The organism is Agreia bicolorata (genome assembly GCF_000938265.1).
Lineage (GTDB): Bacteria > Actinomycetota > Actinomycetes > Actinomycetales > Microbacteriaceae > Agreia > Agreia bicolorata.
In genome coordinates, this window is sequence record NZ_JYFC01000001.1 from 317,605 (window position 1) to 330,080 (window position 12,476).

At 65.9% G+C, this 12,476-nt stretch carries 11 protein-coding genes and 1 pseudogene; 9 read left to right on the forward strand and 3 right to left on the reverse strand.

The window, feature by feature from the left end; translation table 11 throughout:
- Positions 1–59: 59 nt before the first annotated feature.
- On the forward strand, positions 60–506 hold the full coding sequence (locus TZ00_RS01480; RefSeq protein WP_044438742.1) for a MarR family winged helix-turn-helix transcriptional regulator: 447 nt from the start codon (positions 60–62) through the stop codon (positions 504–506).
- Positions 507–523: 17 nt separating this feature from the next.
- Here TZ00_RS01480 and TZ00_RS01485 read toward each other — a convergent pair whose 3' ends face one another.
- Entirely contained in the window at positions 524–1,267 is a 744-nt protein-coding gene (locus TZ00_RS01485) for a gamma-glutamyl-gamma-aminobutyrate hydrolase family protein (protein WP_044438743.1), read from the reverse strand.
- 115 nt (positions 1,268–1,382) lie between these two features.
- Between TZ00_RS01485 and TZ00_RS01490 the strand changes: the two genes are divergently transcribed.
- The 8 genes from TZ00_RS01490 (at position 1,383) to TZ00_RS01525 (ending at position 10,520) form a co-directional block, all read left to right on the forward strand.
- Entirely contained in the window at positions 1,383–2,243 is an 861-nt protein-coding gene (locus TZ00_RS01490; protein WP_174436053.1) for an arginase family protein, read from the forward strand.
- Positions 2,240–3,046, forward strand: coding sequence for a crotonase/enoyl-CoA hydratase family protein (locus tag TZ00_RS01495; protein WP_044438745.1), 807 nt, complete (start codon positions 2,240–2,242; stop codon positions 3,044–3,046). The genes TZ00_RS01490 and TZ00_RS01495 overlap by 4 nt, the downstream gene beginning before the upstream one ends.
- A gap of 14 nt (positions 3,047–3,060) precedes the next feature.
- Entirely contained in the window at positions 3,061–4,512 is a 1,452-nt protein-coding gene (locus tag TZ00_RS01500; protein WP_044438746.1) for a dihydrolipoyl dehydrogenase family protein, read from the forward strand.
- Between the two features lie 5 nt (positions 4,513–4,517).
- Positions 4,518–4,907, forward strand: a complete 390-nt coding sequence (locus TZ00_RS01505; protein WP_238579562.1) for a Fe-S oxidoreductase — start codon at positions 4,518–4,520, stop codon at positions 4,905–4,907.
- The gene (locus tag TZ00_RS01510) at positions 4,904–5,779 is read left to right on the forward strand and encodes an SDR family NAD(P)-dependent oxidoreductase (protein WP_238579533.1); all 876 of its coding nucleotides are present in this window, start codon (positions 4,904–4,906) and stop codon (positions 5,777–5,779) included. Before TZ00_RS01505 ends, TZ00_RS01510 begins: the two co-directional genes overlap by 4 nt.
- Positions 5,780–5,888: 109 nt before the next feature.
- Entirely contained in the window at positions 5,889–6,692 is an 804-nt protein-coding gene (locus tag TZ00_RS01515) for an HAD family hydrolase (protein ID WP_420796220.1), read from the forward strand.
- Positions 6,689–9,196, forward strand: a complete 2,508-nt coding sequence (locus TZ00_RS01520; protein WP_044438748.1) for a glycoside hydrolase family 65 protein — start codon at positions 6,689–6,691, stop codon at positions 9,194–9,196. The genes TZ00_RS01515 and TZ00_RS01520 overlap by 4 nt, the downstream gene beginning before the upstream one ends.
- 31 nt (positions 9,197–9,227) lie before the next feature.
- Positions 9,228–10,520 carry a GNAT family N-acetyltransferase gene (locus TZ00_RS01525; RefSeq protein WP_044438749.1) on the forward strand — a complete coding sequence of 431 codons (1,293 nt, stop codon included), beginning with the start codon at positions 9,228–9,230 and terminating at the stop codon, positions 10,518–10,520.
- A gap of 45 nt (positions 10,521–10,565) precedes the next feature.
- Here the strand turns inward: TZ00_RS01525 and TZ00_RS01530 are convergent, their stop codons facing one another.
- Both TZ00_RS01530 and TZ00_RS01535 read right to left on the reverse strand, forming a co-directional pair.
- Entirely contained in the window at positions 10,566–10,976 is a 411-nt protein-coding gene (locus TZ00_RS01530; protein WP_044438750.1) for a siderophore-interacting protein, read from the reverse strand.
- Positions 10,977–11,019: 43 nt separating this feature from the next.
- Positions 11,020–12,468: pseudogene (locus TZ00_RS01535) on the reverse strand (amidase).
- Positions 12,469–12,476: the final 8 nt, after the last annotated feature.

The following is a 12,476-nucleotide window of genomic DNA, read 5'->3' on the forward strand; positions in this document are numbered from 1 at the left end:
CCTCATATACTTAGTGCACTATTGATTCGTGCGCACCGCACGGGCGAAGGGGAACGTGCATGCCGGAGGATATCGATGTGCTCGCGCTCGAGAACCAGGTGTGCTTCGCTCTCGCGGTAGCGTCGCGCAGCGTCATCGGGCTCTACAGGCCCGTGCTCGAACCACTCGGCCTGACCCATCCCCAGTACCTGGTGATGCTGGCGCTCTGGCAGCAGGATCCGAGATCGGTTACAGAGCTCGGCGCTGCGCTCCAGCTCGAACCTGCGACTCTGTCACCCCTGCTCAAGCGGCTCGAGGCATCCGGTCTCATCGATCGCCGACGCAGCTCGACCGACGAGCGGAGACTCGACGTAACGCTCACCGAGGCAGGCCGAGCGCTGCGATCGCGGGCGGAGAGCATCCCGCAGACCATGATCGAGCGGCTGGGCATGCCCGTTGCCGAGCTTCAGACCCTGCAGGCCTCGCTGACAGCAATCTCCGCCGCGGCGTCGCGTTCGGACAGTTAAAACGATCGGCAACAGTCTCAGGCCAGTGCGCGCTCTCGCACGCTCAGGCGTGCCACCAGCGCAGCGAGCTGCCCCGATGGCGCACCAGGGTCTTCGGGGTGGAACTGCACGCCCGTGATCGGCGCCTCGATATGTTCGACCGCCTCGACGACCCCGTCCGGTGCTACGCCCACCGTAACCAGCCCGTCACCCAAGTGCGCAACGGCCTGGTGATGTGCGCTCTGCACAAGAATCTCGGAGACGCCCAGATCTGTGGACAGTCTGCTCGACGAGTCGAGAGCCACGGTGTGTGCGGCCATGATGTCGCGAATGGGGGCGCCGAGATTCTTGTGAATGGTCTGCGTGCCGAGATCCTGAACGATGCTGCCGCCGAGTGCGACGTTGATGACCTGGAGGCCGCGGCAGATGCCCAAGAGGGGCGTGCCCCGGCGAATTGCGCGGTGCACAAGAGAGATCTGCCCCTCGTCGGCGGTCTCGAAGTGCTGGCTCTCGAAGGGATAGTCGGCCGCACCATCGTAGAACCGCGGCGAGATGTCCTCGCCACCCATCAGCATGATCGCGTCGCTCGCATCTGTAAGAGCGAGCAGGGATGCCGTTCCGACATCGGCGGCCGCTACACGGTTCACGACCCAGCCGGCATCCTGCGCGGCACGGACGGCTCGGGAGTTGAGCACCTCGACGTAGGCGTGGTACTCGACATCGCGAGGGCGGTACCGGGTGACCTCTACGACGCTGAGTCGCTTCTCGGTGCGGGTGGTCATGCATCCATCATGCTGATCCCGCCCCATCCTTCCCAGCAGGGTTGTAACGGAGCGACACAAATCCGGTCGAGAGACATCCGGGGTCGTGCACCGCAGACCGTGGAAGACTGAACAGGTGCCAGCTACTTTCGTGATCGTGCCTCAGTGGCAGGGGTCCGGCTCATCGAGGGCCATGCGCCTCGTCGATGGAGCGTCAGCCATTCAGGGCGATCTGCCCGCCGCCGCGACCCGGGTGGTCGAGATACCGGTCGGGGCCGGAGAGTCGCAGGGTACCGGCGTTCTGCGCTACACGGCTATTCAGTCGGTGCTCGCGAATCAGAGGCGAGTACTCGGGGCGACCACCGGACCTGTCGTGACGATCGGCGGAGACTGCGCGGTAGAACTGGGAGCGATTCCGCATGCGCTCCAGGCATCCAACGAATCAACCACAACGGTCGTCTGGTTCGACGCTCATGGCGACCTCAATTCGCCCGAGACCTCGCCATCGCACGCATTCCACGGAATGGTGTTGCGCACACTGCTCGGTGATGGTCCGGACGCGCTTGTGCCAGCGGAGCCCCTGTCGACGGCGCGAGTGGTGCTCGCCGGCACGCGATCCCTCGACGACGACGAGGCCGCATACATCGATGCTTCGGGCATTCGAGTTGTGTCGGCCGCAGAGCTGAACGACCCCGAGGCCGTGGTTGCGGCGATTGCGCAGACAGGAGCGCGCTCGGTCTATATCCATGTCGACCTCGATGTCATCGACCCCGCCGAGATCGATGGCGTCGGCTATCCCGAACCGTTCGGACTCACCGTGCAGCAGCTCGTGCAGGCGATCTCGGCCATCCGCGCACGTTTTGCGCTCGTCGGCGCCGGTATCACCGAGTTCGCTCCGTCGACGCCCGAATCCGCGTCCGACGATCTGCCCAGCATTCTCCGCGTCATCTCGGCCCTCACCCGCCCCGTGCCGTCAGCAGAGGAGAACACACCATGACCGAACCCGACAGTCGGCTCGCCGAGACCCGCATCGTGACCGAACGACGCGGACACGTTCTGCTCATCGAGCTCCACCGGCCCGACAAGCGCAACGCAGCCGATTTTTCGATGCTGCAGCAGCTCTCGGCTGCCTACGGCGAACTCGATTCCGATCCGGACCTGCGCGTGGGTCTGGTGCACGCGGCCGGTGACCACTTCACGGCCGGGCTCGATCTCGCCGACATCGGCCCGCGCATCACCGAATCGGGAATCGACTACGTCGATGCAGACGGCATCAATCCCTGGCAGGTCTCAGGGCGCAGCCTCAGCAAGCCGGTCGTGATGGCCGTTCAGGGAATCTGCCTCACACTCGGAATCGAATTGATGCTCGCCAGCGATATCGTCGTCGCCGCGGATTCGACGCGCTTCGGTCAGCTCGAGGTGAGTCGCGGCATCCTGCCTTTCGGCGGGGCCACCCTGCGCTTTCCCCGCGCAGTCGGCTGGGGAAACGCCATGCGCTGGATCCTGACCGGCGACATGTTCGACGCGGCGGAGGCTCTTCGGATCGGCCTGGTGCAAGAGATCGTTCCCGAGGGTTCGCAACTCGACCGTGCACTCGAGCTCGCCGAACGCATCGCAGCGCAGGCGCCCCTCGCCGTTCAGGCGGCGCTCGCCAACGCCAGACTCGCCGTGCGCTCGGGCGACGCCGCGGCCGAGGCCGAGCTTCAACCTGCCCTGGTGCGCCTCGCCTCGAGCGACGACGCACGAATCGGACTCGAAGCATTCGCCACCCGCACCACGGCTCGCTTCACGGGCCACTGACGAAGGACAGCATCATGACAACGACCGAATACGACCTCATCGTCATCGGCGCGGGAGCCATCGGCGAGAACGTGGCAGACCGCGCGGTTCAAGGCGGCCTGCGCACAGCGCTCGTCGAAAGCGAACTCGTCGGGGGCGAGTGCAGCTACTGGGCGTGCATGCCCTCCAAGGCTCTGCTGAGAAGCGCAACCGTGCTGCGCGCGGCCCGTTCGGTCGAAGGCGCGAAAGAAGCCGTGACGGCAGACGTCGACGTCGCGGCGGTGTTGAAGCGGCGCAACTCGTTCACCAATGACTGGAAAGATGACAGCCAGGCCGACTGGGTCTCCGGCGCGGGCATCGACCTCATCCGCGGATACGCGCGATTCGTCGGTCCGAAACAGATCGACGTGACCGGCACCGACGGCACGACGACCAGGTATTCGGCAAAACACGCGATCACGGTCTCGACCGGATCCGCGGCGCTGCTGCCCGACATTCCGGGATTGGCCCAGTCCCGTCCATGGACGAGCCGCGAGGCCACAATCGCACAGTCGATTCCGCCTCGGCTCGCCATCATCGGAGGCGGCGTCGTGGCCGTCGAGATGGCCACCGCCTACGCCGGCCTCGGCTCGACCGTCACCCTCATCGCGCGCGGGGGAATCCTCGAGGCGATGGAGCCGTTCGCCGGCGAGCTCGTGGGTGCATCGCTCACCGATCTCGGAGTGACTCTGCGACTGCACACCTCACCCACCTCGGTCGACCGGATCTCGGGCGGCGACGTGGTCGTTCACCTCGACGACGGATCGACCGTCGTGAGCGACGAGCTTCTTGTGGCGACCGGGCGCACACCGCGCACAGACGATCTCGGACTCGAGACCATCGGACTCACGCCCGGCGACTGGCTCACCGTCGACGACACGCTGCGTGTCGTCGGCGACGACGGTGAGCCGTTCGACGGAGGCTGGCTGTACGCCACGGGTGACGTCAACCACCGCGCTCTTCTGACCCACCAGGGCAAGTACCAGGCTCGGGCTGCCGGCGACGTTATCGCGGCGCGCGCCGAGGGTCGAGAGGTGTTCGACAAACCGTGGGGCGCACACGTCGCCACGGCCGACCACCGCGCCGTTCCTCAGGTCACGTTCAGCGACCCGGAGGTTGCGTCGGTCGGATTGACCGCGGCGGCAGCAGAGAAGGCCGGCTATCGCATCCGTGTCGTCGACTATGAGATCGGCAACGTCGCCGGCGCGAGCGTGCACGCCGACGGCTACACCGGCACAGCGCGCATGGTCGTCGACGAGGACCGCCGCGTCATCCTGGGAGTGACCTTCGTCGGACCTGACGTGGGCGAGCTGCTTCACGCAGCCACGATCGCTGTCACCGCTGAGGTTCCCCTCGATCGACTCTGGCACGCGGTCCCCGCTTATCCCACGATGAACGAGATCTGGCTCCGGCTGCTCGAAACCTACGGTCGGCCCGTCGGCGCGTGAAGCCGATCTCCATTCCCGACGTCGCGCTGACCAGGGCGGTGAAGTCGGTGCTGCTCGCTCCCCCGCTGGCCCGCGCCGGCTACCTTTATGCCACAACGGTGGCGCTCCTCTGGGGGTTCACACTCAGCACCGGAAAGGTGAGGCGCGTCGACAGCCTCTTCGTGTGCGAAGGCATGCCGAAATGGGCCTTCTCTCGCGGAGGGTCCTGCGTGGGCGGGGTCTACCTCACAGATACGAACACAAAACCTCCTGTGCTGGAGCACGAGGCCGTGCACAGACAGCAGTGGAAGAAGTACGGCATGGTCTTCCCCGTGCTCTACTTTCTCGCCGGACGCAACGCCCTCACGAACCGCTTCGAGATCGAAGCCGGGCTCGAGAAGGGCAACTACCGATGACTCTCTCCCCGCGTACGATGACCGGCGCGACAGTGGTGATCACCGGGGCGAGTTCGGGCATCGGACGCGCGGCGGCTGAGGAAATCGGCCGTCGCGGCGCCCGAGTCACGGTTCTCGGGCGCAATGCCGAGCGAACTCGCGGCGTTGCCGCATCCATCACGAATGCCGAAGCGTTCGTGGCCGATTTCGCCTCGCTGACTGACGTGCGCCGCGTGGCAGGCGAACTCCTCGATAGTCTCGACCGAATCGACGTGCTTGCGAACAACGCGGGCGGACTGTTCCCGCGCCGCTCACTGACGGTCGACGGCCACGAAACAACATTCCAGGTCAACCACCTGGCGCCGTTTCTGCTCACCAATCTTCTGCTGCCGAGGCTTCGCGAAACGGCGGCGGCGGGGCATCCCGTGACCGTCGTCTCAACGGGCAGCGTGGCGAATCGCTGGGGTCGGCTTCGGCTCGATGACCTCGATTCCCGTGCCAGGCCGTGGCTCGGCGGATGGCAGGCCTACGGCTCGGCCAAGACCGCGGTGCTGCTCAGCACCCGAGAGCTCGCGCGCAGAACAGACGGAAGCGGCATCACCGCGTACGCCTTCCACCCGGGGTTCGTCACGTCATCGTTCGGGGCTGATTCATGGATGCTCCGGCTCGGCAGCGCGCTCGGCAACGGCGGACTCGGAATCACTCCCGAGGCAGGAGCCGTGCCGCTCATCGAACTGGCTTCGGCCTCCGAGCCTCCCGCACCCAGCGGAACCTACTTCGACGGGTTGGTGCCGAACGGCAGAACGAGCAAGGCGGCGCGGGATGATTCCCTCGCCGCTCGTCTGTGGACCAGATCGGAAGAACTTCTCGGCATCGAGGTTTCCACCGACTGACGCCGTGGTGCGAAAACGTTTCCATGCAGCCACTACTATGGCGGAGTTACCCGCTTCATCCGACAGCTTCCCCCTCCACTCTTCGCCTCAGAACCCCCCGAGGATTCCTGTGACCTCTGCCCCGACTCCGGTGCTCTCCATCGATGACGCGCGCGCGCGGCTGCGGTCGCTGAAGGCCGTGCTCTTCGACCTCGACGGAGTGCTCACGCCGACCGCCGACGTGCACATGTCTGCATGGGCTCGCCTCTTCTCGCCCTATCTCGCCGCGCGCGGCATCGACGAGCCGTACACCGACGCCGACTACTTCGCGTACATCGATGGCAAGCCCCGCTATGACGGGGTGCGATCCTTTCTGGCCTCGCGTTCGATCACCCTGCCGGAGGGCACGCCCGACGATGCCCCCGAGAGTGAAACCGTCTGCGGCCTCGGCAACCGCAAGAACTCCGCCTTCACCGAGTCCCTCGAGGCCGACGGTGTTGCGCCGTACCCGGGATCTCTTCGTTTTCTCGACGCCATCACCGATGCAGGGAGCCTCGTGGCCGTGGTGTCGAGTTCACGCAACGCCGAGCCCGTGCTGCGCGCAGCCGGCATCCGGGATCGCTTCGAGGTGGTCGTCGACGGACTGGTCGCAGCCCAGAAGGGGCTTGCCGGCAAGCCGTCACCGGCGACCTACGCTTACGGCGCAGAACTGCTCGGGCTGACGCCACAGCAGTGCGTCGTCGTCGAGGATGCCCACTCCGGAGTACAGGCCGGACGCGATGGTAAATTCGGTCTTGTGCTCGGGGTGAACCGCGGCGCCGGCGCGTCCGAGCTTCTCGACAGCGGCGCCGACATCGTGGTCGACGACCTCGACGAACTGCTCCCCCTCTCTCCTTCTTCGTCTTCGACTCCTACCCCAGGGGAACTCGTATGAACCTGATCTCTCGCGACCCGCTCGACCGCAACCGTTTTCCCCTCGACGAGTGGGCGCTCGTCGAGACGGACTTCAGCTCGAAGGACATGGGCAGAACCGAGACGCTGTTCGCCATAGGCAACGGATACCTCGGTCTCCGAGGCAACGTCGACGAGGGCAGAGATGGCCACGAACACGGCACCTACATCAACGGGTTCCACGAGACCTGGCCGATCAGGCATGCCGAAGAGGCCTTCGGTTTCGCTCGGGTCGGGCAGACGATCGTCAATGCTCCCGACGCCAAGATCATCCGACTCTACGTCGACGATGAGCCGCTGGTTCTGACCGAGGCCGACCTGCCGATGTACGAGCGCAGACTCGACTTCGCCGATGGCATCCTGCGCCGCTCGCTCGAGTGGCGCACGCCGTCGGGCAAGCGGGTGCTGATCAACTCGCGCCGCATGGTGTCGTTCACCGATCGCCATCTGGCGTTCATGGACTACGAGGTCACCCTGCTCGACGCCGACGCCTCCGTCGTCATCTCGAGCCAGATCCTCAATCGGCAAGACGGCATCGACGAGTATCACGCTCCGACTGCCTCATCGAAAGAATTCGATCCGCGCAAGGCCGAGGCGTTCACAGATCGGGTTCTCCAACCGCGCTACAAGCGCGATCAGGATGGCCGCTACGTGTTGGGCTATCGCTGCACCAACTCGGGCATGACGATCGCGTGCGGCGCGGACCATACGATCGAGACCGAGAACGAATTCGAGGAGTCGTCCCAGATCGGCGATGACCTGGCGAAGCACGTGTATCGAATCCGTGCTCACCAGGGCAAGACGATCCGCATCACGAAGACGGTGAGCTATCACACGTCGTCGGGGGTGCCCACCCGAGAGCTCGCAGACCGCTGCGATCGCACGCTCGACCGCGCGCGCGACGAGGGCATGGAGTCGTTCGTCGCACGCCAGCGCGAGTGGCTCGCGGCGTTCTGGGCCCGCACCGACGTGGTGCTGCCAGGGCAGCCCGTGCTTCAGCAGGCCACACGGTGGAACCTGTTCCAGCTCGCGCAGGCCTCCATGCGTGCCGACGGCCAGGGCGTGTCGGCCAAGGGCGTCAGCGGGTCAGGTTACGGCGGCCACTACTTCTGGGATACCGAGGTCTACGTCCTCCCCTTCCTCACGTACACTTCGCCCATCGCCGCGCGAAATGCGCTGCGCTTCCGGCATGCCATGCTCGACCACGCCCGCATGCGCGCGACCGAACTCAATCAGCTGGGCGCGCTCTTCCCCTGGCGCACGATCAACGGCCTCGAATCGAGCGCGTACTATGCCGCCGGAACGGCGCAGTACCACATCGATGCCGACATCTCTCACGCCCTCACGCAGTACGTATCCGCAACGGGCGACGAGGACTTCCTCGCCCGGGAGGCCATCGACATCCTGGTCGAAACCGCGCGGATGTGGGCCGATCTGGGATTCTGGCGGGCGAACGGCGGAGACATCTTCCACATCCACGGCGTGACAGGCCCCGATGAGTACACGACCGTCGTCAACGACAACCTCTACACCAACGTCATGGCGCGCTCGAATCTGCGCTCTGCCGCAGCGGCGGTCACGCGCATCCGCGAGGAGGACCCGCAGGCGTACGACCGCATGGTGGCGCGCGTGAAGTTCGACGAGGCGGAGATCGACGAGTGGTCGCGTGCCGCCGAGGCGATGCACATCCCCTTCGACGAGAATCTGCGCATCCACCCGCAGGACGCCCAGTTCCTTGAGAAAGAGCGCTGGGACCTCTCGCACACCCCGCCCGAGAAGCGCCCTCTCCTCCTGCACTTCCACCCGCTGGTGATCTATCGCTTCCAGGTGCTGAAGCAGGCAGACGTGGTTCTGGCACTGCTTCTTCAGGGCGACCAGTTCACGGCTGCAGAGAAGCGCGCCGATTTCGACTACTACGACCCGATCACCACCGGTGATTCGACCCTGTCGGCCGTGGTGCAGTCGATCATCGCGGCAGAAGTCGGATATTCGGCCCTGGCTCTGAAGTACTTCACCTCTGGTCTCTTCGTCGATCTGGCTGATCTGCACAACAACACCGCCGACGGCGTGCACGTCGCGTCGACGGGCGGGGTCTGGAGCGCTCTGGTCTACGGGTTCGGAGGCTTCCGCGACCACGGCGGCCGGATCACGATCGATCCGCGCCTGCCGGAGGAATGGCAGGGACTCACCTATCGCATCACGCTGCGCGACACCCGGGTGCGGGTCGACGTTCGGCAGGCGGACATCGAGCTGACCGTCGAAGAGGGCGACAGAGCCACTGTCTTCGTTCGCGGCGAACGTGTCACCGTGCAGGCTGGTGAGCCCGTTCTGATCGGTCTCGATCACCACGGCCCCAGGCTGGCCGGCGCGCCTCGCGCCGCCGATGTCGAGGGCAATCTTCGAGCAGACGGCAGTGTGATCACCTCGTCGCTCCCGACCATCTCCCTCGACACATCCGAGGCAGGCCTGCTCGAGCCCATCGACTGAGGCGTCGGTCTCGGGCGCTAACGTTGACGGTGTGAGCACCTCAACGCACTCTCTCGACTTCCGCACGTTTCAGGCCGCCATCACCGGCGACACTCCAGACGCATCGACCGCCGGTTGGCTCGAGGCTGAGTTCCTCGGCTTTCACGGCCGCAAGCCGACGCCGACCCATGCGGCATCCGTAGCGCGCAACATCATCGACGACGGCCAGGTACTCACGGGCGTGTACGACACCGACGCGCCGACGCACTCGTTGCGCCCCGACATTCCGGTGGCCACCTTCTCTTCGTTCGAGAAACCGCTGACGGTGAGCCCCGGGGTTCAGATGCCGGCCCACCTCATCTCGTCCGTGACCGTGCGCGCCACTCACCGGCGTCGCGGAATTCTGCGCCGCATGATGACCGACGACCTCGACCGCGCCGCTGAGGCGGGACTCGCCGTGGCCGCCCTGACCGCGTCAGAGGCCTCGATCTATCGACGCTTCGGTTTCGGCGCGGCGACCTGGGTTCACGATCTCGCCGTCGACACCGACTCGCGTTTCGCTCTGACGACAACCCCCGGAGGCTACTGCTCTCTCGTTGATCCGCACGATATTCCCGCCATCGCTCCTGCGGTCTTCGATGCCTTCCATGTGGCCCAGCCGGGCTCCATCGCTCGACACGCCCAGTACGCGGATCGCATCTCGGGCAGGGTGACAGAAGAGGGCGAAGAAGACAGAGCCCGTCGTGCCGCCGTGCACTACAGCGATGCCGGCGACGTCGACGGCTATGTCACCTACCGTTTCAGCGGATGGGAATCCAAGCCTCACTCGATCGAGGTCACCGATCTCGTTGCCGCCTCTCGCGACGCTTATCTGGCACTCTGGCAGTACCTCGCCTCGATCGATTTGAGCACCCGCGTCACGTTCTCCTCCGGCGCACCCGACGACGCGCTGCGCTGGGCACTGGTCGACCCGCGTGTGCTGACCGTCACGAACATCGAGGACCGTATCTGGCTGCGTATCCTCGACCCGATCGCGGCCTTCACGGCGCGAACGTACGGCGACGAGGGTTCTGTCTCTTTTCGGGTGACCGACTCGTTGGGATTCGCAGCCGGCTCGTTCAGGCTGTCGACCGAGGCAGGCGCCGGGCAGCTCGAGCGGCTCACCTCGGGCTCGGTCGATATCGAGATGGATGCCTGGGTGCTCGGCGCTCTCTACCTCGGCGGCGCGGATGCCCGAGTCGCTGCGGCGGCGGGTGCACTGCGGGAGGTCACTCCGGGAGCGGCGACCACGATGCAGCGGCTTCTCGCCCCGGCAGTGCCGGTCTACTCCAACACATCCTTCTAAGACGCGCGCTCGCCGCAGGCCGCCGCGTCTCTGACCAGGCGTGAATCAGCGCGCGAGCGTCTCTCGGCTGGAACCGAGTCGTTCTGCCAGGTCGGAACGCAGATCGTCGATGCGCGCGGCCTCGCCACCGAGCCAGACACAGAGTTCCGCTCCGTCGGCCATAACATCGCCCGTGGTCATCTCGCTCACCCACGCGCGAACGGCGCGACCGAGAGCCTGGCCCGGAGCACCCGCGCGCACATCACGAGCCAGCCAGCTCACGGTGATGCGTTCGGGCGTCTCGAGCGGAGTGATATCGAGCGCCGTCTCCACCTCGATGAAGATCTGCCCGCGGGCCGTATCGGGAAGCGTCTCGATCAACCCACGGATGACGGGAATGATCGTCGAATCGCCTGCCAGCAGTACGCGCCCGGCGGTCGTGGGCATGGCTCCCGCCTCGGTCATCAGAACTCTCATCGGACTTAGTATAGGCATACCTAACCTGCGAAGAGAATACCGCTCAGTCCCAGACCGGTGGATGCCGTTCTTCCCACCGCAGACGATGCTCCAGCTGACGCCCCAGCGCGAGGAGGGCGCCTTCTCCTCCGGGCTTGCCGATGAGCTGCATGCCGATGGGCAGGCCGTCCGAGCTCGTGCCGACCGGAACCGTGACAGCCGGAAGTCCAGCGGCGTTGACGAACGACGTGAACGGCGAATACGCGACCTGCTGAGCGAAGTTGCGTTCCGGGTCGAGGGCGTCATACCAGCCGATGGGGCGAGGAAGCAGGGCGACCGTCGGCGTGAGCACGGCATCGAACCTGGAGAATGCGCCGACGACACGACGCTCGAAGCGAGACAGTTCGGCCAGCGCCTCCGCGAGTTGCACGGCCGTGAGCTCACGGCCGCGACGACGAAGCCATGCGGTGAGCGGTTCGACGCCACCATCGGCATCCGCATCGCCGTGCGCGCCGGGCCCGAGCCGGATCTGCGCGGCGCCGGCCTGCCACACGGTCGTGAATGCGGCCCCGTAACCTGGCGTCGGTTCGAGGCTGGTCTCCTCGATTCCGTGGCCGAGATCGGAGAGCAGCGCAACCGTGTCGCTGAACACCGCCATGATCTCGGGATCGACGACGACATCGTGCGATGTCGACCACGGCGAATCGATGCAGACTCCGATCTGGAAGCGGCCCTCGCCCCGGATTGCGTAGCCCAGGAAGTCGCCGTCGTTGTCACTCGGAGCCCGCAGCGCAAAATGATCGTCGATCACCGAGCCTCGGCGCCCGATCATGCCGTCGAGAAGGAACGCCGCATCCACGACACTGCGGGCGATCGGACCGGCTACAGAAAGACCGCCGAGCGCGTCTATGCCCGACAACGCGGGCACCCGCCCGCGAGAGGGCTAGATTCCCACGAGCCCGCAGGCCGCTGCAGGGATGCGAATAGATCCGCCGCCATCCGACCCCGGTGCGAACGGGAGCATACCGGCGGAGACAGCGGCAGCCGCTCCCCCGCTCGATCCGCCGGGACCGAGGTCGAGGTTCCAGGGATTGCGGGCCGGCGCGGCGATGACGGTCTCACTATGGCTGGTCATACCGAACTCGGGCGTCGCTGTCTTGCCGAGGCTGACGCCGCCGGCTTCGTCGAGCACTCGCGGCAATTCGTCACTCGTATCGGGCACGAAGTCGGCGAACGCGCGCGATCCGAATGTCGTGCGCACCCCCTGCCTTCGCCACAGATCCTTGTCGGCGAACGGCAGTCCCCACAGCCGCGTCGATCGCGGAACCTGGCTCTCGACGTGTCGGGCGCGCTCAAGTGCGCGCTCGGCGGTCACCGTGAAGAAGGCGCCGAGGTCACCATTGCTCGCCTCGATGCGGTCGAGGTAGTGCCGAGTCAACTCAACGACGCCGAGCTCGCCTCGCTGCAGGTGGCGGTACTGGTCGAGGGCAGAGAACTCGTGCGGAGCGGTCATTCTGCGAG